The organism is Marinobacter sp. MIT932201, assembly GCF_047123295.1.
In the GTDB taxonomy this organism is placed as follows: Bacteria; Pseudomonadota; Gammaproteobacteria; order Pseudomonadales; family Oleiphilaceae; genus Marinobacter; species Marinobacter salsuginis.
The window spans coordinates 4,307,582-4,330,041 of the sequence record NZ_CP138917.1; the positions used below are offsets into that span (position 1 = coordinate 4,307,582).

Annotated in this window: 20 protein-coding genes; 8 read left to right on the forward strand and 12 right to left on the reverse strand. The window is 57.8% G+C overall.

Features of this window, described 5'->3' with window-relative positions; genetic code table 11:
- Positions 1-26 precede the first annotated feature (26 nt).
- Positions 27-587, reverse strand: a complete 561-nt coding sequence (locus SIC15_RS19715) for a YgjV family protein (protein ID WP_412536759.1) — start codon at positions 585-587, stop codon at positions 27-29.
- A gap of 144 nt (positions 588-731) precedes the next feature.
- Here SIC15_RS19715 and SIC15_RS19720 point away from each other — a divergent pair, with 144 nt between their 5' ends.
- Positions 732-1,766: a histone deacetylase family protein gene (locus SIC15_RS19720; protein WP_136630137.1), complete on the forward strand. Its 1,035-nt coding sequence runs from the start codon at positions 732-734 to the stop codon at positions 1,764-1,766.
- A 1-nt stretch (position 1,767) separates the two neighbouring features.
- Here SIC15_RS19720 and rlmE read toward each other — a convergent pair whose 3' ends face one another.
- On the reverse strand, positions 1,768-2,388 hold the full coding sequence (gene rlmE, locus SIC15_RS19725; RefSeq protein ID WP_014578767.1) for a 23S rRNA (uridine(2552)-2'-O)-methyltransferase RlmE: 621 nt from the start codon (positions 2,386-2,388) through the stop codon (positions 1,768-1,770).
- A gap of 156 nt (positions 2,389-2,544) precedes the next feature.
- Here rlmE and SIC15_RS19730 point away from each other — a divergent pair, with 156 nt between their 5' ends.
- Together SIC15_RS19730 and SIC15_RS19735 are read left to right on the forward strand one after the other, a co-directional pair.
- On the forward strand, positions 2,545-3,273 hold the full coding sequence (locus SIC15_RS19730) for a TrmH family RNA methyltransferase (RefSeq protein ID WP_136630136.1): 729 nt from the start codon (positions 2,545-2,547) through the stop codon (positions 3,271-3,273).
- 116 nt (positions 3,274-3,389) lie between these two features.
- Positions 3,390-4,058: a transglutaminase-like domain-containing protein gene (locus SIC15_RS19735; RefSeq protein WP_136630135.1), complete on the forward strand. Its 669-nt coding sequence runs from the start codon at positions 3,390-3,392 to the stop codon at positions 4,056-4,058.
- On the opposite strand, the gene SIC15_RS19740 is transcribed toward SIC15_RS19735, so the two are convergent.
- The 3 genes from SIC15_RS19740 to ahpF all read right to left on the reverse strand — a co-directional run bounded on the left by SIC15_RS19740 (position 4,055) and on the right by ahpF (position 7,843).
- A complete protein-coding gene (locus SIC15_RS19740) occupies positions 4,055-5,209 on the reverse strand; it encodes an ABC transporter substrate-binding protein (RefSeq protein ID WP_136630134.1) in 1,155 nt (384 codons plus the stop codon). The two genes, SIC15_RS19735 and SIC15_RS19740, sit on opposite strands and share 4 nt — an antisense overlap.
- A gap of 102 nt (positions 5,210-5,311) precedes the next feature.
- Entirely contained in the window at positions 5,312-6,082 is a 771-nt protein-coding gene (locus tag SIC15_RS19745) for a hypothetical protein (protein WP_069182357.1), read from the reverse strand.
- A 174-nt stretch (positions 6,083-6,256) separates the two neighbouring features.
- Positions 6,257-7,843 (reverse strand): alkyl hydroperoxide reductase subunit F, encoded by a 1,587-nt coding sequence (ahpF, locus tag SIC15_RS19750; RefSeq protein ID WP_136630133.1) that lies wholly within the window; start codon positions 7,841-7,843, stop codon positions 6,257-6,259.
- 258 nt (positions 7,844-8,101) lie between these two features.
- Between ahpF and SIC15_RS19755 the strand changes: the two genes are divergently transcribed.
- Positions 8,102-8,857, forward strand: coding sequence for a DUF3581 domain-containing protein (locus SIC15_RS19755; RefSeq protein ID WP_136630132.1), 756 nt, complete (start codon positions 8,102-8,104; stop codon positions 8,855-8,857).
- Positions 8,838-9,314: a peroxiredoxin gene (locus SIC15_RS19760; RefSeq protein ID WP_136630131.1), complete on the forward strand. Its 477-nt coding sequence runs from the start codon at positions 8,838-8,840 to the stop codon at positions 9,312-9,314. Before SIC15_RS19755 ends, SIC15_RS19760 begins: the two co-directional genes overlap by 20 nt.
- Positions 9,315-9,391: 77 nt before the next feature.
- Here the strand turns inward: SIC15_RS19760 and ahpC are convergent, their stop codons facing one another.
- From ahpC to SIC15_RS19790, 6 genes are all read right to left on the reverse strand, one after another.
- A complete protein-coding gene (ahpC, locus tag SIC15_RS19765; protein WP_069182361.1) occupies positions 9,392-9,955 on the reverse strand; it encodes an alkyl hydroperoxide reductase subunit C in 564 nt (187 codons plus the stop codon).
- Positions 9,956-10,117: 162 nt separating this feature from the next.
- The gene (locus SIC15_RS19770; RefSeq protein ID WP_412536760.1) at positions 10,118-11,335 is read right to left on the reverse strand and encodes a BCCT family transporter; all 1,218 of its coding nucleotides are present in this window, start codon (positions 11,333-11,335) and stop codon (positions 10,118-10,120) included.
- A 196-nt stretch (positions 11,336-11,531) separates the two neighbouring features.
- Entirely contained in the window at positions 11,532-13,217 is a 1,686-nt protein-coding gene (gene betA, locus SIC15_RS19775; protein ID WP_136630129.1) for a choline dehydrogenase, read from the reverse strand.
- Positions 13,218-13,244: 27 nt separating this feature from the next.
- Positions 13,245-14,714, reverse strand: coding sequence for a betaine-aldehyde dehydrogenase (betB, locus tag SIC15_RS19780; protein WP_136630128.1), 1,470 nt, complete (start codon positions 14,712-14,714; stop codon positions 13,245-13,247).
- Positions 14,715-14,776: 62 nt separating this feature from the next.
- Positions 14,777-15,370 (reverse strand): transcriptional regulator BetI, encoded by a 594-nt coding sequence (betI, locus tag SIC15_RS19785; protein ID WP_136630127.1) that lies wholly within the window; start codon positions 15,368-15,370, stop codon positions 14,777-14,779.
- A gap of 195 nt (positions 15,371-15,565) precedes the next feature.
- Complete coding sequence (locus SIC15_RS19790; protein ID WP_069182366.1) at positions 15,566-15,778, reverse strand: acetyltransferase; 213 nt, start codon at positions 15,776-15,778, stop codon at positions 15,566-15,568.
- 241 nt (positions 15,779-16,019) lie between these two features.
- Between SIC15_RS19790 and SIC15_RS19795 the strand changes: the two genes are divergently transcribed.
- Positions 16,020-18,614 carry an EAL domain-containing protein gene (locus SIC15_RS19795; RefSeq protein ID WP_412536761.1) on the forward strand — a complete coding sequence of 865 codons (2,595 nt, stop codon included), beginning with the start codon at positions 16,020-16,022 and terminating at the stop codon, positions 18,612-18,614.
- Positions 18,615-18,647: 33 nt separating this feature from the next.
- Complete coding sequence (locus SIC15_RS19800) at positions 18,648-19,331, forward strand: DUF4396 domain-containing protein (protein ID WP_412536762.1); 684 nt, start codon at positions 18,648-18,650, stop codon at positions 19,329-19,331.
- Positions 19,332-19,374: 43 nt separating this feature from the next.
- Here SIC15_RS19800 and SIC15_RS19805 read toward each other — a convergent pair whose 3' ends face one another.
- The gene (locus SIC15_RS19805; protein WP_412536763.1) at positions 19,375-20,148 is read right to left on the reverse strand and encodes a CLCA_X family protein; all 774 of its coding nucleotides are present in this window, start codon (positions 20,146-20,148) and stop codon (positions 19,375-19,377) included.
- A 164-nt stretch (positions 20,149-20,312) separates the two neighbouring features.
- Between SIC15_RS19805 and SIC15_RS19810 the strand changes: the two genes are divergently transcribed.
- Positions 20,313-22,415: a molybdopterin-dependent oxidoreductase gene (locus SIC15_RS19810; RefSeq protein ID WP_412536764.1), complete on the forward strand. Its 2,103-nt coding sequence runs from the start codon at positions 20,313-20,315 to the stop codon at positions 22,413-22,415.
- The last annotated feature ends 45 nt before the right edge of the window (positions 22,416-22,460 follow it).

Sequence of the window (22,460 nt, forward strand, 5' to 3'; positions counted from 1 at the left end):
AAACACCCCGTGATTTGATTGGAGCATCATTGCCCCGGCCGAGGCCGGGGCTTTTTTTGTGAATACTTTTTTTGCAGCCGGTAAAGCCGGAAGATCGTGATCACATTGGTGACCAGCACCATGCCCTCGGCCAGAGTGCCACCGACCGAGCCGATCACGATGTTGTTGAGCATCCACGCCAGGGCAGCCAGCCCAAGGACAATACGCAAGGGAATACCCCGGAGCATAAACATGCCCACGGTGCCGAAAACGGCGGCGGCGAGGGGGAACACGTCAGTGATCGATTTCCAGGTCGCCCAGGCGGCTACCAGGTTCACCGCCAGCATGGCCAGCATGATGGGCCAGTTGCCCTGGTATTTGCGGGCCAGGGTAATCCGCACGATCACCAGAACGGTGAGCGCCGACGCCGTCCAGCTCTCGAAAAAAGCGAACATCAGGGCGAAGGCAACGTTGGCAGAGATCAGCAGGACCATCAGCCGGTCGTCGTTCTTGTTGGCAAAGCCGGCGATGCAGAATCCCAGGGCCACCAGACCACACACCTGGCCCATCACTTCAGCGAGAGACATCGTAGCGATCGACTCAATCATCCTTCACCGGTTTATTGCTCGCCGCCATAACGGTAATCCCCTCTGCCCGCAAAAGCGTTCAGCCTGCCACAATCAGGGCCTTTGAGCCATGAAGCTCCCTGTGCCACAGTGCTCACGTCATTCAGCAAGGACCCAACCAGGACCATGAAAACCGTATTCTCCCCCCTGCACAGCCGCCGCCATGTCAAAACCGAACTGGACGGTGGGCTGCTGATCGAACCCCACGAGAAGCCTTCCCGTGCCGAAACCATCCTGGCAAGGGTAAAGGATCAGGCGCTGGGCGAGATTCTGGAACCGGAAGAGTTTGGCCTGGAGCCCGTGAAACGGGTGCACACGGCAGATTATGTAGCTTTCCTGGAAACCTGCTGGCAAGACTGGCTGGAGGCCGGCAAACCGGGCGAAGCCATCCCGGCGGTCTGGGCCGGACGCGGCATGCGCCACCGGCTGCCGAGAGACATCGACGGCCGGCTGGGCTACTACAGCTTTGCGGCGGAGACCTCGATTTCGGACGGCACCTGGGAAGCAGCCCGGGCCTCCGCCAACGTGGCCCTGACCGCCCAGAAACTGGTGGCCGAAGGCGAACGCGCCGCCTTTGCCCTGTGCCGCCCGCCGGGGCACCACGCTCACGCCGACCTGTTCGGTGGCTACTGTTTCTTCAACAATGCCGCCATCGTGGCCCAGGCCTTCCGCGACCAGGGTTATGGCAAGGTCGCGGTCCTGGATGTGGACTTTCACCACGGTAACGGCACCCAGGCGATTTTCTATGATCGCAACGACGTGCTGACCATCAGCCTGCATGGCGATCCAGACCTGGTGTTTCCCCATTTTCTGGGCTTCGAAGACGAGATTGGCGAGCGCGCAGGCGAGGGCTACAACCTGAACATTGTCTACCCGCCCAACACGCCATACCGTGTCTGGAGTCAGGGGCTGGAGAAGGCCTGCGAGCGCATCCAGGCATTCCAGCCCGATGCCCTGGTGGTCGCGCTGGGTGTCGACACTTTCGAGGAGGACCCGATCTCTTTCTTCAAACTGACCTCCGGCGATTATCTGACCCTGGGCCAGCGCCTCGCACAGCTTGGACTACCAACGGTATTTACCATGGAAGGCGGTTACGACGTCGACGCCATCGGCGTCAATGCGGTGAACGTGATGCAGGGATTCGACCGGGCTGCAGGCTGAATCAGCCCTTGAAGCCCTTGCCGAGGATATAGACTTCCCGGGAGCGGGAGCGGGAGGAATCCGGCTTTCGCACCACCACCTTGTCGAAGACGGCGCGTACGGATTTCAGGTACTCGTCGTACCCCTCGCCCTGAAACACCTTGGCCAGGAAACTGCCCTTGGGCTTCAGCACCTGACTTGCCATGTCCAGCGCCAGTTCCACCAGGTACATGGACGAGGCCTGGTCGGCAACGGTCACGCCGCTGATGTTCGGCGCCATGTCGGAAATCACCACGTCGACCGGGTCATCGCCCAAGGTGGCCATTATCGATTCAAACACGTCGTTCTCGGTGAAATCACCCTGGATAAAATCGACGCCGGCAATGGCATCCATGGGCAGGATATCGGAGGCGATGACACGGCCCTTGTGGCCCACCAGTTTGGCCGCCACCTGGGACCAGCCACCGGGGGCGGAGCCCAGATCCACAACCACCATGTTGGGGTGGATCAGCCGATCCTTCTTGTTGATCTCAAGTAGCTTGTAACTGGCACGCGAGCGGTAGCCATCCACCTGCGCCTGCTTCACGAAGGGGTCGTTGACGTGCTCTTCGAGCCAGCGGTTACTGCTTTTGGATCGGGCCATGGGGTCTCTTCAGAACGGGAAAGCCAAGCGCTTATTGTACGTGCCGCGCCGGGCCGCGGCAAAACCCTGACAACCGGGCTGGCCACACGTACAATCCGGCCAGCATTCTGTGATTTTTCAGAACCGACCAAGCCCACCTCACCGGAGACTCCCCTCGTGAATCTGGCCGACATCAAAAAGCTGCACCAGAAAAAATACCGGCAGTCGTTTGGCCACTACCTCGTTGAGGGTGAACACCTGATTCTTGAGCTGCAGAAAGCCTTTGCCAGCCAACCTGCTCTGAAGGCTTCGGAACTGTACGTCACCGGTGCCTATGAGCACTGGCAGAGCCCATTCCGAACCCATGTCATCAGCGATCGCCAGATGGCACAGCTTGCCGACACCCGAACACCGCAGGGGATTCTGGCGGTGGTCCCCATGCCGGAACGACCGGCTGAACCGGTATCCGGGGAAAAAGCGATTTATCTGCATGAGGTTCAGGACCCCGGCAACCTGGGAACCATACTGCGCACTCTGGCCTGGTTCGGCGGTTTCGGGTGCCTGCTAAGCCCAGGCAGTGTCGACCCCTTCAACCCGAAGGTGGTGCGTGCCAGCATGGGCGCGATCTTTCACGTGCCTCTTGAGACCGACGTTAATCTGGCTAGCCTTGCCGACCGCTACCAGAGCCTCGCCTGCCTCGATCTCAATGGCGGTTCGATGACATCGCAGGCTTTCCGCCAGCACGACTGTTATCTGTTTGGTAACGAAGCCCGGGGTGTGCCGCGCGAAGCTCTCGACCATCTAAAGGCGGCGCCCTACAGCATTCAAGGCCAGGGCCAAATCGAATCCCTGAACCTGGCTTCAGCGGTTAATATGTGCACCTACGAATTAATGCGGGAGCTTTAGACTGCAAACCCCATGCTCTGAGCACTTTCGGCAATGGTTCTGGTGGATTCCGCCATTGCCTGACGATTGCCAATTGAGCACGATCAGAGGTTGATCCCCAGACCGGACTGATGACTATGGAACGCTATCTCCAGCCCACCGTCTTTTTTGACTATGACCATCCCCGGCTGGCCGCCTGGATTGAGTCTCAGCTGGAGGGTGTGCCCGATGAGCCGGTGGAACAGGTCAAGGCGCTCTATCTCGCCGTTCGTGACAGCATCAGCTATAACCCTTACGTGTTCCGGACTGATGCCAACACGTTCAGTGCCAGTTATGCCCTGGAAAGCGGCGAAACCTACTGCATCCCCAAGGCCGTTCTTCTGGGCGCAGCAGCTCGCTCGATTGGCATTCCCAGCCGGCTTGGGCTGGCCGATGTGCGCAATCATCTCTCAAGCCCGAAACTGATCGAATGGCTGCAGTCGGACATCTTCCGGATGCATGGGTACATCGAGCTGTTCCTGAACGGCCAATGGGTCAAGGCGACCCCTGCGTTCAACCGGCAACTGTGCGAGCTGATGAAGGTGGAACCGCTGGAATTCGACGGGGTGCACGATTCCATGTTCCAGGAGTACACCGAGGACGGTCACGCGCACATGGAATATGTGAACGACCACGGCCTGTTCGACGACGTGCCCCACGAATTCATCGTCTCCGGTGTGCGTGAGGCCTACGGCCATCTCTTCGAGGACGAGGAAGAACCTGACATGCCCAAGGGGAGTCTCGAGCAGGATATATCGAGGCCCTAGAGCCTGCTCGCTACCGAGCCCGTTTCCTGCCTTGTCAGCGCTCCAGTGATCGCATCCAGCACGGCATCAGGGTCAGGCACGGCCTTCGCAGTCTCAGACTCGCCAACACGGCTGAACTGTCGGAAATCAACACTGCCCCAATTCTCCGGATCCGCAATGCGCTGTACCTGGTCGATATTGTCACGGGTTGCCGGTTCCAGCTTGTAGCGGAACACATAGTCCGGTGACATATCATCGAAGTCCCGGCCATTGTGGTAGTCATGCAGGAGGAGCAAGGCAAGCCCACCACCCATGAAATGCCGCCCCAGGCTGACCAGTAACTCCCCGGACCGGATTTTATCCAGGGCTTCGGGTTGCCAGTCGACACTGCCCACCAGCAGATCCTGCCCCGGGACCCGGCCGGCATTCCGGGCAGCTTCAATGGCCCCCAGTGCCATGCCATCGCTCGCGCTCCAGACAGCGGCAGTGTTCGGATAGCGCTCCAGCAGGACTTCTGTTTTTTCCCTGGCCAGCTCACGACTCCAGTTGGCGTATACCAGCTGCAGGAGCTCACTGCGCTGCTGGACGGCAGCCGCCAGTAACCCCCGATCCCTATCCTTGGCAGCAGAGGAATCCAGCGTTCCCGAGAGGGCCACCATGGGGATGCTGGTTCGGGGGGCGAGCGCCAGTTGTTCGGCCTGTTTACCCAGCAGCGTTACCAGTGTGCGGCCGGCAGCAATATTGTCCGGAGAGAGATGGCCCAGCCAGCCTGGCAAGACGGTTCGCGGCATACCGATGCTGGCTCGGGCAGCGTCAGGCACATCGGTATTGAAAGTGAACGCCTTTACCCCCGCCCCATCCGCGAGCCTGAGCATGGGTTCGGTGACATTCTCCTTGCACATGAACAGCAGGTAGTCCGGCTTTTCGTCACGGCCCAACACGTCCTTCGCCATGCGAAGATAGCTGAATCGATGACTCTCCCGGTCGTACTGAACCTCCAGATCTACCTCGAGATCCTCCGCCACCGCCTCCATGAAACCGGCCACCAGTTGCCAGAAACGGGAGTCGTCCGGAGACAGAAAAACAACACTGGGTCTGAGACTGGCGTTTGCAAGAGGAGCTGCAAGCAGGAGCAGGAAACTGATCAACAAGCGGGCTGGATAAGACCTCATGAAACAAATCACCCTCTGGAGGATCTGCCTGGGTTGGCTTTCGTGGAGCCTAAGCTACCGACCTGCCGTGTAACAGACAAGCGGAGATGCGTAACCGAAGTCTCAGTTCAGGGAAGAAGGTTCAGCCGCGGCGGCCGGCTCTTCAAATTCGACATAGAGCTTTCCGGCCAGTTGTTCATAGACGCCGGCGTTTTTCAGGCGCTTCATCTCGGCCGACAGGCTTCTGAGGAATTGCCGGTTGGCTTGTGTGTTGTGACAGGTTAGCCGGTCATAACTTTCAAGCAGCGGACTTGCAGGATCGTAGCTGAGCTTGTCCAGGAACGGACGCACATCGGGAACGGCAGCGATCATAGCGCCAAATCGCTGATGCTCAAGCATGGCCAGATTCTGGGCATCACTCTTGGACCAGACCACATCGACATTGTGAGCCTCCAAAACCCCATCCAGATAGGTCTCATGGCCAATGACCGCCCCTACGGTTTTGCCCTCCAGTTTGGACAAAGCACTGACGGGCTCGTCACCCGGCGGGGTAAACAGATAGTAAGTGAACTTGCCGAGGGGAAAACTCGCGACAACGGCGTCTTCCCCCAGCCGCCGCTCGAGAACTTCGGTAAAAGAATAGATGCAGTCGGCGCCCCGCTGCTCGAACACCAGCATCGCCCGTTTGTAGGGATAGAACTCTTCACTCACTGTGACGTCCAGACCATCCAGGGCCCGATAGAGGATTTTCTGGTAAACCCCGTCGCCGTTTTCGGTCAGCAGACTGGTGATGTCCGGAACCGCAATCCGAACGGCCGGATCGGCCACTGCAGGGGCGCTCAGGATGCTTGCACCAAACAGTAACGCAAGGATAGACAGGAGGAAGCGTTTCATACCACGCGCATCGGTCCATGACGGTAAAAGTGACTATTTTTCATACAGGACTGGAAGTATGACAACGACGTTTCACTTGTGCCAGAAAAACCTTGTTAAACCTGTGGGTTTAGCCATAAAAAAAGCACCGGATCGCTCCGGTGCTTCTCTCTCATCAGGCGGCTGTTTTCTGGTTTACGCCGCTTCGTCTTCGCTTTCATCCACGGAGTTGCGGATCAGGAAGTCAAAGGCGCTCAGGGCGGCCTTCGAACCCTCACCCATGGAGATGACGATCTGCTTGTAGGGCACGGTGGTCGCGTCGCCCGCCGCAAAGACACCCGGTATGGAGGTTTCATTGCGATCGTTGACGATGATCTCACCGTGCTGGCTCAGTTCGATGTCACCCTTGAGCCATTCGGTGTTGGGCACCAGGCCAATCTGCACGAACACACCTTCCAGGGAGATGTGGTGCTGCTCACCGGACTTACGGTCGGTGTAGTTCAGGCCATTTACCTTGCCGTTTTCACCGGTGATCTCCGTGGTCTGTCCGGAGGTGATGATTTCCACGTTCTTAAGGCTGCGCAGTTTCTTCTGCAGGACCTCATCAGCGCGCATTTCGGCACCGAACTCAATCAGGGTCACGTGGCCCACGATGCCGGCCAGGTCGATGGCGGCTTCCACACCGGAGTTACCACCGCCGATTACGGCAACACGCTTGCCCTTGAACAGCGGACCGTCACAATGCGGGCAGTAGGCCACGCCCTTGTTACGGTACTCTTCCTCTCCCGGTACGCCCATCTGGCGCCAGCGAGCTCCAGTGGACAGAACCAGACTGCGCGCCTTGAGGGTGGCACCATTTTCCAGACGCACTTCGTGGGGCATGCCCGGGCGCGAGGCTGGAATCAGCTTCTCGGCGCGCTGCATGTTCATGATATCGACGTCGTACTCTTTGACGTGCTGCTCCATGGCCGAGACCAGTTTCGGGCCTTCGGTATAAGGTACGGAGATCAGGTTCTCGATGCCCATGGTGTCAGCCACCTGGCCACCGAAGCGCTCGGCTGCGATGCCGGTAGAGATTCCCTTACGGGCTGCGTAGATGGCCGCAGAGGCGCCGGCCGGCCCGCCACCAATCACCAGAACCTCGAAGGTGTCCTTCTGGTTGATCTTCTCGGCGTCTTTCTCACTGGAGCTGGTGTCCAGTTTGGCGACAATCTCTTCCAGGGTCATACGGCCCTGGCCCCAGGGCTCACCGTTCATGTAAACGCTGGGCACCGCCATGACTTCGCGCTGCTCCACTTCATCCTGGAACAAGGCTCCGTCGATGGAGGTGTTCTTGATGTTCGGGTTCAGCACGCTCATAAGATTCAGTGCCTGAACCACATCCGGGCAGTTCTGGCAGGACAGGGAGAAGTAGGTCTCGAACTCGAACCGACCTTCCAGCGACTGAATCTGCTCAATCACATTCTGGGAAGCCTTGGAGGGGTGGCCGCCCACCTGAAGCAAGGCCAGTACCAGCGAGGTAAATTCGTGGCCCATGGGAATGCCGGCAAAGCGAACGCCAATATCGGTGCCTACACGGTTAATGGCGAAGGAAGGACGACGCACATCATTGGATTCTTCGGTGCGCAGGCTGATCTTGGAAGACATGGGTTCCAGTTCTTCCAGCAGTTCCCGGAGTTCCTGGGACTTCTTGCTGTCGTCATAGGCCGCAACCAGCTCGATCGGCTGCTGCAGCTTGTCCATGTAGGCCTTGAGCTGTTCCTTGATATTGGCATCCAACATATTCCGACTTCTCCTTTAAATTTCGAAACTAAGTATTTGAAAAAATACGGTGGTCAATTGAAGTTGGTGCAAAGATACGGTCCGGCTACCCGATGCTCAAATTAATTGACCCAAACTGTTTGATAGAACTTTGCTATACCTTGAGACTTGCCTCTGCCCGGGACTTGACCAATAGCGCATATCCACCGAAAGCCTGCCGCAGTATGATGTTGTCATAATGTCGCAACATCATTCTCCGGTACCCAGAATAGGCAACGCATGTTTCTAGACCGTTTCCACTCCGTCCAGGACGGACACGTCGTAATTTCCGCTCTGCAAGCCAGCCAGTTCGCCAAGGAAATCGCCGGGGATTTCAATCCCATCCATGATCCGGATGCCCGCCGTTTCTGTGTTCCAGGCGACCTGCTGTTTGCTATCGTGCTGGCCCGCTTCGGACTGTCGGAAAACATGACCTTCCGGTTCCGCAGCCTGCTCGGAGAGAATGTACCTCTCAAATTCGTCGAAACCGAGGATACGATTGAGGTCTGCGACGATGCCGGCAAGGTCTATATTGAAGTGGACCGCAGTGGCGCCACAACAAACGACCAACAGCTGATCGAGGCCATTACCCGCGCCTATGTGGCGGCCTCGGGGAAGAATTTCCCCCACACCCTAAAACCATTGATGGAGTCGAACGGGGTGATGTTCAATCCCGATCGCCCCATGGTGATGTACGAGAGCATGAGCCTGGCTCTGGACAACCTCGATCTTCCGTCCCCTGAGCTCGAATTGCACAATGCGACACTGGAAGAGGCCGGCAAGCGCGGCAATGTCTTCCTGGAATACCGCCTTACCGCTAACGGCAAACCGGTGGGCGAAGTGACCAAACGGCTCGTATTAAGTGGTCTGCGACCGTATTCCGAAGAGGCGATGGCCGGCGTGATTGAAGAGTTCTATCGCCTCAAGGCCCGCGGCGCCGACTATTTCAACAAGAACAACCGTGGAGACCAGAGCAATGCCAATTCAGCCGGGTGATACCCTGCCAGATATCGAACTTCAGGTAATGGGCGAAAAAGGGCCGGAGAAAATCCGCACCAGCGAGCTTTTTGCCGGTAAGAAAGCGGTACTTTTCGCCGTACCGGGTGCGTTCACACCGACCTGTTCAGCCGCTCATTTGCCTGGCTTTGTGGTGAACGCCGACAAGCTGCGCGCGAAGGGCGTGGATACCATCGTGTGCACCTCGGTCAACGACGCCTTTGTGATGGACGCCTGGGGCAAGGCCCACAATGCCGACGAGATCGTCATGCTGGCCGATGGCCTGGCAGAATTCGCCAAGGCTCTGGACCTGACCCAGGACCGCACCGCCAACGGCATGGGCATTCGCAGCCAGCGTTATGCCATGATCGTCAACGATGGCAAGGTGGAGCTGCTGCACGTAGACCCGCAGGGGTTGGACCTCACCAGCGCCGAGACCATTCTCGAGTCGCTCTGAGCGATACCTTGTATCCAGACACAAAAAACCCCGGAAAATCCGGGGTTTTTCGTTCATAAGCTATCCGGAAGGAGAGCTTAGATCTTGCCAACCAGGTCCAGAGACGGAGCCAGAGTTTCTTCGCCTTCTTTCCACTTGGCCGGGCATACTTCGCCAGGATGCTTGCGAACGTACTGGGCCGCTTTGACCTTGCGCATCAGGTCGTCTGCATCACGGCCAATACCTTCGGCAGTGATTTCCATAGCCTGGATAACGCCGTCCGGATCGATCAGGAAGGTGGCGCGGTCTGCCAGGCCCTGGCCTTCACGCATTACACCGAAGTTGTTGGTGATGGTGCCGGTCTGGTCGCCTACCATGTAGTACTGGATCTTGCCGATGGTCTCGGAAGCATCGTGCCATGCCTTGTGGGTGAAGTGAGTGTCGGTGGACACAGAGAACACTTCAACGCCCAGCTTCTGCAGCTCTTCGTACTTGTCTGCAACGTCGCCCAGCTCAGTCGGGCAAACGAAAGTGAAGTCGGCCGGGTAGAAGAAAAATACTGCCCACTTGCCTTTTACATCGGCTTCGCTGATCTCAACGAACTCGCCGTTTTTGAAGGCGGTAGCGTTGAACGGTTTGATCTCGCTGTTAATGATGCCCATTAAAGAACTCCTTGTTGATGGATTCATAGGTTAATGAATTTGTGGCGCCCACAATACGGATATCGGCGATGCGGATAAAATTGATAATTCCCAAGCCAGGGATAGAAAAAACCTATCTCTGGCTTTTGAAGGGAATTTTTCCGCCACCCCGTTTATGGGGTCTTAACCAGCCAGTTCAATCTTTCCAAAGTCCAGAATATTCTCTTTCGGTGACACTTTAATGGCAGCCACTTCTGCCCGCTTGTTCGCCAGGATATAGACGAAACAGCCAAAATACAGCGCAATCACCAGGGCACCAACCCACTGAATCCGCAAGAAATCCAGCTGGAACAGCATGGTCAGACCAACCATCGCCAGGAAATTGAACACCACATAGTTCACCCGCCCGAGGCGCTGGGCAGTGAGATTGAGGTTGTCGGTATAGAGCCGGATCAATGAATCCAGCGAGTTCACCACCATCAACACGCCCACCGAGATCATGGCAAGGTTGGTAAACGCCGCAATCTGCAAGCCCTCCGCATGATAGTGATAAAGCACAGTAAACCACACACCAATGGCGATGGACGGCACCACCAGCATGGCAATCAGCAACTGCCAGGTACGGATACCGCTAACGAAGCGGGCCGTAAACTGACCGATCATGATGCTCCAGGCAAACCACCAGAACAGGTAGAACTCGTGGTAGTCATTGATGGGCAGGACAAACTGATGAATGTTGGCAAAGTATTCGCCGATCAATCCGGCGGTGCCGAGGAAATCTGCCGGCGAGCCAGCCCCCATGACAAACGCCCGGAACCACATGCCCGCAATCAGAGCAATGAATAGCAGGCTCGAGCCCAGACTCAGGATACGCACATACTTGATCTTGGAGCTGGAGTAGACCGCCAGCCCAATCGCAGCAAACACGATAAAGTAGAACGCCGGTACCACGGACTCGCCGTCACCCAGCATGGGCAGATACCAGGGCAGGTTCACCAGCAACAGATAAGCGGTGAAAGCGCAGGTGCCGATGATCACCACGTTGTTCACGATCTTCACCAGCGGAATTTCAAAGAACTTCACCCGCGGCTCGATGATCGCGAAGTAAAAACAGGTCAGGAAATAGAAGCCCCAGATCAGAAATGCCCAGAACCCGAACTCAATGGCCAGCGGGTTCGCAAAACCATACTCCGGGCTGGCAGAAAGATCGCCATAACCACCAAACTCGGTGAGCGGGAACATGATCAGGCCCACATCAAGACCGGACGTGAACAGTATGGCGATAAAGGTGAAGGTGCGAACCGGCGTGACGCCAATACACTGGATGTCCCACCATTTGTACAGAATCAGGGCAATGGCGGCGAAGGTAAATATCAGACCTGCGGATAACCAGAGTGTCATAACGTCCTCCGGTTACTTTCTTTCTTTTTGATAAACAGCATGGGTGTTCCTCCTCTACTTGGTTCGAATCGGACACAAACCCAGGACTTGCCTATCCGGCGCCCGAAAACGGCAGAACACCGTCGCGCTGATAGGGAAATCCTGAGGGCTTGCAAAACCCCGGGCGCGTTGCACGCCCGGGCGGGATGACGACGCGCTATGCGAGCGCGCGCTTTGCCTGTCCCGGGCGCTGACGCACCTGCCACTGGTCGTCCATAACCACAGGGGCATCAGAAGGTTGCAGGGGCTCCCTGCCCCGAATCAGGTCGGCTGCCCGCTCGGCCACCATGATGGTGGGCGAATTCAGGTTGCCGTTGGGTATGGTCGGGAAGATGGACGAATCCACCACCCTGAGATTCCGGATGCCGTGAACCCGAGTCTCCGGGTCCACCACCGCCAGCTCGTCGGTGCCCATCTTGCAGGAGCAGGACGGGTGGTAGGCGCTCTCCACCGCCTGGCGGACAAACGCATCGATTTCTTCATCGGTCTGCACCTCTGCACCGGGCTGGATCTCCGCGCCCCGATACTCGTCCATGGCCGGCTGATTGATGATTTCCCGGGTCAGGCGCACACAATCCCGGAAGCCTTCCCGATCTGCCTCGTGCTGCAGATAGTTGAAGCGGATGGTCGGTGCCTGTTTCGGATCGGCCGATTGCACATGCACAAAACCCCGACTTTTCGGCTTGTTGTGACCAATGTGCAGCTGGAATCCGTCTCCGTTGAAGGCTTCTTTACCGTCGTAGCGCATGGCCGCCGGCAAAAAGTGATATTGCAGGTCGGGCCACTCGACGCCGGCCTTGGACCGGATAAAGCCACAGGACTCAAAGTGGTTGGTGGCGCCCAGGCCGTCCTTGCGGAGAATCCAGCGAATACCGATCTTCAGCTTGTTCCACCAGTCCAGCTTGCCGTTGAGCGACACCGGCTGCTTGCAGCGGTACTGAAAGTAAAACTCCAGGTGGTCCTGCAGGTTCTCACCAACGCCGGGTAGCTCGTGCTTTACCTCGATACCAGCCTTTTCCAGTACCTCACGCTTGCCAATTCCGGACAGCTGAAGCAGGTGGGGTGAACCGATAGAGCCCGCTGACAGGATGACTTCCTCGGCGGCTTTCGCCTCGTGCACCTTGCCGCCCTGTTCGTAACGAACACCGGTGGCGGTTTTGCCATCCAGCAACACCTTGTGCACCAGGGCATGGGTGACCACAGTCAGGTTATCGCGCTCCATGGCAGGGCGCAGATAGGCGTTGGCGGTGGACCAGCGACGACCGTTCTTCACGGTCATATGCATGGCGCCGAAGCCTTCCTGCTGGGTTCCGTTGTAATCGCCGGTTTCGAAATAACCGGCATCAGAGCCCGCCCGGATAAAGGCCTTGTAAAGCGGGTTCTGCATGTTGTTGCCGTTGTTCACACCGAGCGGGCCTTTATCACCCCGGTAATCATCGCCGCCAAACGCCCAGGTTTCGGCTTTTTTGAAATACGGCAGGACATTCCGGTAATGCCAGCCGGTGGCGCCTTCAGAATCCCATTCGTCAAAATCCCGGGCGTGACCACGGACATACACCATGCCGTTGATGGAGGAAGAACCGCCCAGAACCTTGCCCCGGGGGCAATGCATACGGCGGTTGTCCAGATACGGCTCCGGCTGGGTCTCGAACTGCCAGGCGTATTTCTTGGTGTTCATGGGAATGGACAGCGCGGTGGGCATCTGGATGAAGATGCTCTTGTCGCTGCCGCCGGTTTCCAGCAGCAGCACCCGGTGGCGTGCGTCCTCGGTCAGGCGGTTGGCCAGTACACAACCGGCGGAACCCGCACCCACAATGATGTAGTCGTATCGGTTTTCTGTCATACGCATTCTCCTCTGTGGCTTGCGGGCTTAAAACGGGGCATCCAGATCCTGCATGCCGATGTAGACGGACTTGATCTGGGTGTAATGCGCTATGGTCTCGCGCCCGTTTTCCCGGCCGATGCCGGAGAGTTTGTAGCCGCCCACCGGCATTTCCGCAGGGGAGGCACCGTAGCTGTTGATCCAGCAGATACCAGCCTGGATCTGGTGAATCACCCGGTGGGCCCGACGGATGTCGTTGGTGAACACGCCGGCCGCCAGCCCAGTGTCTGTGTTGTTGGCCCGGGCAATCACCTCGTCCTCGTCGCGGAAGGTGAGCACCGACATCACCGGCCCGAAGATCTCTTCCTTCACGATGGTCATGTCATCGGTGCAGTCGGTGAAGATGGTGGGCTCCACGAAATAGCCGCCTTTGGAATCCTCCGGCTCAAAGGCCCGCCCGCCGTGGCTCAGGGTGGCCCCTTCAGAGAGGCCTTTGGCGATGTAATCCAGAACCAGGTCCTGATGCTTCCTGGAAATCAGGGCACCAAAGTTGGTATCCGGATTCATCGGATCACCCGGCTTGATGTTCTTGCGGGTGCGCTCCAGCAGGCGTTCCATGAAACGCGGGTACAGATCTTCATGGACAAACACCCGGGTACCGTTGGTGCAGATCTCGCCCTGGGTGTAGAAGTTGCCCACCATGGCGGCAGAGATGGCGTTTTCCAGGTCGGCATCGTCAAAGATGATCAGCGGGGATTTTCCGCCGAGTTCCATGGTGACGTCTTTCAGGGTGGAAGATGCCGCAGCCATTACCTTCTTGCCGGTAGCCACTTCGCCGGTGAAGGAGACCTTGGCGATCTCCGGATGATGGGTCAGCCATTGGCCCACCTCTGCGGCGCCCTGCACCACGTTGAACACGCCAGCCGGCACACCTGCCTCGGTAAAGATCTCCGCCAGCTTAACCGCACCCATGGGGGTTTCCTCTGAGGGCTTGAAGATCATGGCGTTGCCACAAGCCAGGGCCGGCGCGGATTTCCAGCAGGCAATCTGGATCGGGTAGTTCCAGGCGCCTATGCCAGCGCAGATGCCCAGGGGCTCCCGGCGGGTGTAATAAAAGTCACCCCCCAGATCCTGCTGGTTGCCCTCGATGGAGGGTGCCAAGCCGCCAAAGAACTCGATCGCATCGGCGCCCGTTACCACATCCACGGCTTCCGCTTCCTGCCAGGGCTTGCCTGTGTCACGCACTTCGGCGGCGGCCAGCTCGTCATTCCGTTCTCTCAACAGCGAAACCGCCCGCAGCAGAATCCGGCTGCGTTCGATGGCCGTCATCGCAGACCACTCGGCAAAGCCGGCCCGAGCACTTTCAATGGCAGCCTGCTGCACGGACTCATCCGCCACTTCCACTTCGTAGATAACCTCGCCTGTGGCCGGGTTTACCACGGGGAAGGTTTCGCCGGTGCTGTTGGCCAGGAAACGGCCATGGACGAAATTCTGAACAACAGGAAGAGATGCAGACATAGTAATCAGATACCTCGGTTCGGTGTCTTCTGGCCTTGTGGGCCATTTGAATCTATCGCGGCTCAGGCGGTGGCCTGGGCCAGTGTCTCGTGGACAAATTTCTTGCAGAGCCGCTCGCCGGCTTCAAAGCTTTCTGCCGGGTCCAGGCTCAGGGCACTGCGCAGCCAGAAACCGTCAATCATTGCCGCGGTTTGCCGGGCCGCCTCGGTCGCCACAGCCGGTTCGAGCACCTGCGCAAACGAGTACCGCAGATTGCTGTAGAGCCGGGCATTGTTGATCTGCTGCAGCCGCTTCAGCCCGGGCTCATGCATCGACCGGGCCCAGAAGCTCAGCCAGGTCTTGGCGGCCAGCGCCGAGCGCTGGAACTCGGAAAAGTTTGATTCGATGATGCAGTTCAGCCGCTGCTCGGGGGAGCGGTCGGTCCTGGCCATGCGCTCCCGCAGCTCCTTGCCCAATTGATCCAGCAGATAACGCAGAGCTGCCTCAATCAGACCCTGCTTGCCACCGAAGTAGTGGCTGATAATCCCGGAGGACATGCCCGCCCGCTTGCTGATGCTCACGATGGTGGTGTTCTGCATGCCCAGCTCAGCAATCGAATCCATGGTGGCTTCAATAAGTTGCTGCTTGCGTGTGTCTTTAACCCCAACTTTTGGCATGGCGGCTTCGGCTACTCGTCTTGTTTCCGGTGTTGAAAAGCAGCGCGACTTGGCCCTGCTTTTTATTAATTGAACGTTCAATTAATAAAAAGCTTACAGAAGCAGGATAAGAAATTCAAACCTGTGTAAAAAATAGCCAATCTCAGGGCGACGCTAGCGCGACCCTGTGGTGGCTACAGGAGGGGTAAGCAAGTGTCAGCTTTGGCGGCGGTAGTCGGGATTGGTCCAGCACACAGGAAGCGCTTCACCTGAGGGAAAGGCAAGGTCCGATTTTGCAAAGGATTCCGGGTCCTGCGCCTCTTCCCCGTAATGGAGGCTGCCGCGAACCTCTTGGACATGGGGGTCAAACAGTGCCTGGGTATCCAGTACTTCAATCAGGTGCCCGGTTGCTTTTTCAGCGACAAACATGGAGGCCTCCTCGGGATAGGTTTTACCCCTTAAACGTAGCAGATGCGCCGCCATCCAGACAGGCAAGCCTGGTCACCGGGAGCCCAGGGCGCGCGCAGGAAACGCTGGAAAACTCGAAATATGAGACATTTCGCTACATTAAATATCGGTTGGCGGCTTTTCTGGCGCAGAAAGATTGATAAGCTGAACTTTGCGACAAAAAAATAAAAGCCTGCTGGCTAAATAACGGGGTCTACTGTTCGTGATCCTCAGCAATGCTCTGCGTATCCTTGTTCTGATGCTGGCCTTGAGCGTGTTCCAGTCTGTTCACGCGGATGCCGGCCCGGTTTCGGTGATCTCTGCCACACCGATTGAGAGCCACTTCCAGTACTGGGAAGACACCGGTGCCGCCGCAACACTGGCCCAGGTTCGCGCTCTTCCCGATTCCGCCTGGCAGCACAGGCCCACTGGCAAAGCGACCTTTGGCATCACAGATTCCGCCTATTGGCTGCGGGTTGAGGTGCATAACCAGACCGATCGTGACCAATTGCTGATCGCCGAGCTGGCCTACTCGCAGCTCGATGACGTGGTGTTCCACGAGCTCTCAGACGGCTCTCTGATTCGCGAATTCCGCACCGGGGATACCCGCCCCTTCTATCCGAGGGATGTTGACCATCCCAGCATGCTGTTCAGGTTCCAGGTGGCACCGGACAACCTGAAAACGCTCTACATACGGGTAGCAACACAAGGCACGATGGTGGTGCCGCTACAGATATGGCATCAGAGTGATTTTTACGAGGCCGCCGCCAACGAGCAAAAACTGCACTTTTTCTACTACGGCAGCCTGGCGGTCATCATTCTGATCAACCTGGCCGTGTTCCTGACCCTGCGTGAACGGCTGTACCTGTACTACGCGCTGGCCATATCCGGGTATTTCCTGTTTTTTGCCGCGGTTCGCGGTTACACCCTCCAGCATGTTTATCCGGAATCACCGTTTCTGCATGCCCATGTGTTGATGCTCTCCATTCCTTTCCTGGCCATGTTCTCACTGCTGTTCTGCATGGAGTTTCTGAAAGTCCGCTCACACAGCCCGCGGCTTTACCGCGCTCTGCAAGCTATGTTGGCGTTCGAGATCCTGTATTTCCTGAGCGCTCCACTCTTGAGCTACGACACCGGTATCCGGGTTGCGGCGATCTCCGCATTCGCATTCTTTTCGCTGCTGCTGGTGGCAGGTCCTGTCACCTGGGCCGCCGGTGTTCGGGCCGGCATTTTCTTCACCATTGCCTGGACACCACTCACGGTAGGAGTATCGGCAACAGCCGGTCGCGCTCTTGGCCTGTTGCCGGAGAACTTCTTTACCGAGTACGCCATGCAGATAGGATCCGGGCTCGAAGCTTTCATTCTCACGCTCGCCCTTGCCGACCGCCTTTATCGGGAACGGGAACAGAAAATCCAGGCCCAGGCCGACATCCTGCAACAGCAGAAAGCCCGCAGCGATGCCCAGACCCGGTTGAATGAAGCGCTCACCCATGACCCGGTTACCGGTCTTCCAAACCGCAACCGCTTCGAGTGGATGGTGGATGAGCAATTCCGGCAACACCCCAATGGCCGCTTCATGGTTGGCGTTACCCGGATAACCCAGCTTGAGGAAATCAACCGCACCCTGGGCCTCGACCGCAGTGAGCGCCTGCTCAAAGCAATGGCAGAACAGATGATCAAGCTGGCAGCGGAACTACCGATGGTTCACTCCACCGTCAATTCCGAAGGTCGTGAGGAGCTCGTCTACCAGCTTTCCGGAGACAGCTTTGGCCTGCTGGTGGATATCGACAAAACGGGGGACGATTTCAAGTCATTGGATAATGCCCTGAAGCAACTGGCCGAGCCGGTGTTACTGGACAACATCGCCATAGAAGCCAACCCCCGGTTCGGTGCCGCCAGCTTTCCGGAACACGGAAAAAAAGCGGCTCTCCTGATCCGCAACGCCCACGTTGGCATGGAAATGGCCCCTCACGGTCCCTATGAGACCGGTCTGTATTCGCGGAAAAACGATATCTACGACGAGAGCCGACTGACATTGATGTCTGACCTTCGAGAGGCTCTGCTCAACAACCAGACCCAACTCTACTATCAACCGAAAACCAATCTGGCCACGGGCAAGGTAGTGGGCGTGGAAGCCCTGATTCGGTGGCACCATCCGGAAAGAGGCTGGGTGCCACCGATTGACTTCGTTCCCATGGCGGAGAAAACCGGTGTGATCAAACACCTGACGCGCTGGGTGGTGGATCAGGCAATGAACGATCTCAAAGCACTCCACGAGATTGATCCGGAGCTGACCGTCTCAGTGAATATCTCCGCTCGCGACCTCGGCTCCCCAGAACTGATTGGCCTGTTTGAAACCCGCATAAAGCGATATCAGCTACAGGCGGAACAGGTCATCATCGAACTTACCGAAACCGCGGCCATGGACGATCCACACCGGGGCCTGAAAGCCCTAAATGAATTGACGGCGATCGGGCTCAAGCTCTCGATTGACGACTTCGGCGCCGGTTACTCCTCACTCTCCTACCTGAAGAAGCTGCCAGCCAGCGAAATAAAGCTGGACCGCACCCTGCTGCAGGACATCGAGTCCAGCGACAGCGCCCGGATGATTGTGGAAACCGCCATCAGTATGGGCCAGGGCCTCGGTTATCGGGTGGTTGCAGAAGGCATTGAGACCGAAAAATCGGCACGCCTCCTTGAATCGCTCGGAGCCGAAATGCTCCAGGGCTACTGGATCTGCCCACCGAAGTCTCTGGACGATCTCAAGGCATGGCTGGAGGTTGAAAGAAAGACGACGGGCCTCCAAGGACTAAGCTAAGAGTAAATTTCTTGGGAAAGGATTGTTCTTTCTATGAGCCTTGATCAGATTCAGGCCCTTATCGACACCTGGACGGGCTTGGGCATCTGGCTGGCACTCCTTGGCGCCAGTGTTGCCTGGGTGATCTACGACCTGAAAACCAGCAACAGCCATATCGCCTCCATGATGCAGTGGGTTTGGGGGCTGACCGTGCTTTACTCGGGACCGATAGGCCTTGCCATCTACCGATATTCCGGGCGCAAACAGATCCCCACGGACAGTCTTGCCCGCAAGGGTTTTCGTTCGGTGGCCCATTGCTATTCGGGCTGCGGCATAGGCGAGATTCTCGGGGTGATCATCTCGGTTGGCCTGTTTGCCATGGGCAACTTCTGGGCAGCCATCATCACCTTTACCCTCGCGTATATATTTGGCTTTGCCCTGAACATTGGCCCGATGATGCAGAACGGGATGCCCTTCAAGGAAGCCTTCAAGGGCGCGTTCGTTGCGGAAACCATCAGTATTGTGGTCATGGAGTCCGTGGCAATCACCACCGACCTGTATCTGGGCGGAGATGCAACCATGGGTGATGCCCTGTTCTGGTCATCACTTTACGTATCGCTCTCACTTGGGTTGTTTGCCGCCTGGCCGGCCAATCTGCTGTTGATCAAATACGGCCTCAAAGGCGGCATGGGCGACCCACGGGATGAGGACGCTGCTTCCCACGCGCACTGCCACTGACGGCTCCATGGCTTGGGCCTGCGTGAACCTGCCTGGGAAGCGATCAGCTTCCGGCCGCGCGCAGGGCCTGCCCCAGGGCTGAATAATAACCCTGGAATGCACGATTAACCCGTTCCCGTTGCGCGCCAACCGGATAGAGCCCCAGTTTTGCCTCTTCGGATTCCCGGGTTCCGCTTACCAGAAAGGCATTCTTTACGTCGGAATCCTGCACAAAGGCCTCAAACGCCCGGGCGCAGAGTTCTTCGGGCAGGCTGAAGTACTGAATCCCGGCCGCTTTGTCGGCCTTTATCGAGCACCGGAAGAGTTCGCTGGGCTCTGCGCCTTCTTCGTCCAGCAAAACCGCCTTGAAACACGCCTGTAGACGATCATTCAATGGATGCCTGACCGCGTCGTCCCGGCCAAGCCAGAGTTTCGAGGCAAACTGGCCTCTCTGGGCCTCACCGAACAGCTTCTCGCCGATGTAATGGTCGAAGGCGTGAAACCACTCATGGGCAATGCTGCCGGGACCTGCGTTCTTGGCCAGTGAAAAACTGCGGGTAGCCGGCGTGTAATGGGCCGACACGCCGGGCCGGCCGCCAATGCCGTACTGCAACGCCAGGGTGCCGCGCAGGGACACCAGCGACTCGGTGCCGCCAAGAATGGTCATCAGGTCGCACAGGGCATCGTAGAACAGCAACGCACTGCGTTGTTTCTCCGGCTCGGTGACCCAGCGACCAAGCTCGATTGAACGGAACTGGAAACGACGGCGGACGTCGAGAAAGGTAACCGGCGCTCCGGCACGATGGTCCGGGCCCCGACGGTAAAAGGTTTTAGCCATGGCGCTATTGTACGATGAAATTCCGGCCTGTCTTTCAGGCACCGGGAGAAACATCATTTGGCGGGATTGACCGGTTTTATGTGAATTATGACCGTCTGATTTTTCGCCGGCCTGTGCCACACTGCCAGAACCAATAATGACAATATCCCGAGTGAGTGTTTGCCATGACCGACACCCAGACCCATTACCGCACCTGCAATATCTGTGAAGCCATGTGTGGCCTCGAAATCCAGCATCGGGGTAACGAGATCCTGTCCATCAAGGGCGATAACAACGACCCGTTCAGCCGCGGCCATATCTGCCCGAAAGCTGTTGCACTGCAGGATTTCTACAATGACAAGGACCGCCTGAAAACACCCATGAAGCGCACCGCCGACGGCTGGCAGGAAATCAGCTGGGATGAGGCTTTTGAGGAAATCGCCTCCCGTTTCCGGGCTATCCAGCAGGAACATGGGCAGGATGCGGTCGGGGTGTATCTGGGCAATCCGAACGCCCACAACTTTGGCAACGCCATCATGCTACCGCGGTTCTTCAAGGCGCTGGGCACCAACAACCGCTACAGTTCCGCCTCCGCCGACCAGTTGCCACACCACGTGGCTTCCAACTACATGCTCGGCGCCGGCATGCTGATTCCGGTGCCAGACATCGACCACACGGATTTCATGCTGATCATTGGCGCCAACCCGATTGTTTCCAACGGCAGCCTGATGACAGCACCCGGCGTGGGCAAACGCCTGAAAGCCATCCAGCAACGGGGCGGCAAGGTGGTGGTGGTTGATCCACGGCGCACCGAGACCGCGAAAAAGGCCGACCAGCACCTGTTCATCCGCCCGGAAACCGATGCCCTGTTCATGCTGGCCATGGTCCACACCCTGTTCGAGGAACAGCTGGTTACCCTTGGCCACCTGGAAGACCGGATTGACGGGCTGGAACAACTGGCCGAGGCCGTCAGACCCTATTCTCCGGAATCCGTGTCGGACGCCTGCGGTATGAGCGCTAGCGCCATCCGCGAGCTGGCACGGGAGATGGCCGCTGCCAAGAGCGCCGTTTGTTACAGCCGTATGGGGGCTTCCACTCAATCCTTCGGTGGCCTCTGCCAGTGGCTGAACAACGTGCTGAACATTCTCACCGGCAACTTCGATAGCCGCGGCGGCGCCATGTTCCCCCAGCCGGCCTTTGATCTGGTGCGGGACAAAAAGGGCAAGCCCAGTTCCTATGGCCGTTACGAGTCCCGGGTGCGAAAACTGCCCTACTTCAACAACGAATTCCCCGTGGCCACCCTGGCCGATGAGATCCTCACTCCGGGCGAGGGCCAGATCCGGGCGATGATTACCATCGCCGGTAATCCGGTGCTTTCTGCGCCCGGCGGAGCCCGACTGGAAGAAGCCTTCGATGCCCTGGATTTCATGGTGTCGGTCGATATCTACCTGAACGAAACCACCCGTCACGCCGACATCATCCTGCCAGCCACGACCGGGCTGGAAGTGCCGCACTTCGATGTGTTCTTCAACTCTTTCGCCGTTCGCAATACCGCGAAATTCTCGGAACCGATGTTCGAAAAGGCGCCAAACCAGAAACACGACTGGGAAATTCTGCGGGATCTGGCCCTGCAGTTAACGGGCCTGGAAAACGATGGCGTAACGCCGGAGGTAATGCTGGATCTGAGCCTGAAACACGGCGCCTACGGAAAAGAGGGCATGAGCCTGGAGACCCTGAAAGCCAACCCTCATGGCGTGGATCTGGGACCGCTGCAGCCCTGCCTGGCGCAGCGCATCCAGACCGAAGACGGCAAGATCCGGTTAGCTCCGCAGCTGTATCTGGACGATCTCAAACGCCTGGATGCCTCAGGCCTGTTTCAGGCAGATGAGAACAGCGACTATCCGTTCACGCTGATCAGCCGCCGCCTGCCCCGCAGCCACAATACCTGGACCCAGAACTCCCACCGGCTGGTAAAAGGCAAGAACCCGTGCACTTTGCAGATAAACGCGTCAGATGCACTCAAAATCGGGCTTGAAGACGGACAACTGGCCACGGTTACGTCGGCTTCCGGGAGCATCAACCTGCCGGTGGAAATCGACGACGATATGTTCGAGGGTGTGATCAGCATGCCCCAGGGCTGGGGCCACAACCGGCCCGACACCGCCATGTCGATCGCCGAGGGACAACCCGGCGTGAGCATGAACGACGTCACTGATTCCGGGCGCATTGACGCACTGACGGGCAATGCGGCGTTCAATGGAACGAGGGTAGCCGTGCGCGCAGCCTGAAGTGAGATATGGCATGGAGAAGGTTGCGCGTCTTGCTGAATAGGG

Bases quoted from the DNA above. Each gene is read 5' to 3' on its own strand.
- SIC15_RS19715 (WP_412536759.1), bottom strand. From the start codon at position 587: ATGATTGAGTCGATCGCTACGATGTCTCTCGCTGAAGTGATGGGCCAG.
- SIC15_RS19720 (WP_136630137.1), top strand. From the start codon at position 732: ATGAAAACCGTATTCTCCCCCCTGCACAGCCGCCGCCATGTCAAAACC.
- rlmE (WP_014578767.1), bottom strand. From the start codon at position 2,388: ATGGCCCGATCCAAAAGCAGTAACCGCTGGCTCGAAGAGCACGTCAAC.
- SIC15_RS19735 (WP_136630135.1), top strand. From the start codon at position 3,390: ATGGAACGCTATCTCCAGCCCACCGTCTTTTTTGACTATGACCATCCC.
- SIC15_RS19740 (WP_136630134.1), bottom strand. From the start codon at position 5,209: ATGAGGTCTTATCCAGCCCGCTTGTTGATCAGTTTCCTGCTCCTGCTT.
- SIC15_RS19745 (WP_069182357.1), bottom strand. From the start codon at position 6,082: ATGAAACGCTTCCTCCTGTCTATCCTTGCGTTACTGTTTGGTGCAAGC.
- ahpF (WP_136630133.1), bottom strand. From the start codon at position 7,843: ATGTTGGATGCCAATATCAAGGAACAGCTCAAGGCCTACATGGACAAG.
- SIC15_RS19755 (WP_136630132.1), top strand. From the start codon at position 8,102: ATGTTTCTAGACCGTTTCCACTCCGTCCAGGACGGACACGTCGTAATT.
- SIC15_RS19760 (WP_136630131.1), top strand. From the start codon at position 8,838: ATGCCAATTCAGCCGGGTGATACCCTGCCAGATATCGAACTTCAGGTA.
- ahpC (WP_069182361.1), bottom strand. From the start codon at position 9,955: ATGGGCATCATTAACAGCGAGATCAAACCGTTCAACGCTACCGCCTTC.
- SIC15_RS19770 (WP_412536760.1), bottom strand. From the start codon at position 11,335: ATGACACTCTGGTTATCCGCAGGTCTGATATTTACCTTCGCCGCCATT.
- betA (WP_136630129.1), bottom strand. From the start codon at position 13,217: ATGACAGAAAACCGATACGACTACATCATTGTGGGTGCGGGTTCCGCC.
- betB (WP_136630128.1), bottom strand. From the start codon at position 14,714: ATGTCTGCATCTCTTCCTGTTGTTCAGAATTTCGTCCATGGCCGTTTC.
- betI (WP_136630127.1), bottom strand. From the start codon at position 15,370: ATGCCAAAAGTTGGGGTTAAAGACACACGCAAGCAGCAACTTATTGAA.
- SIC15_RS19790 (WP_069182366.1), bottom strand. From the start codon at position 15,778: ATGTTTGTCGCTGAAAAAGCAACCGGGCACCTGATTGAAGTACTGGAT.
- SIC15_RS19800 (WP_412536762.1), top strand. From the start codon at position 18,648: ATGAGCCTTGATCAGATTCAGGCCCTTATCGACACCTGGACGGGCTTG.
- SIC15_RS19805 (WP_412536763.1), bottom strand. From the start codon at position 20,148: ATGGCTAAAACCTTTTACCGTCGGGGCCCGGACCATCGTGCCGGAGCG.
- SIC15_RS19810 (WP_412536764.1), top strand. From the start codon at position 20,313: ATGACCGACACCCAGACCCATTACCGCACCTGCAATATCTGTGAAGCC.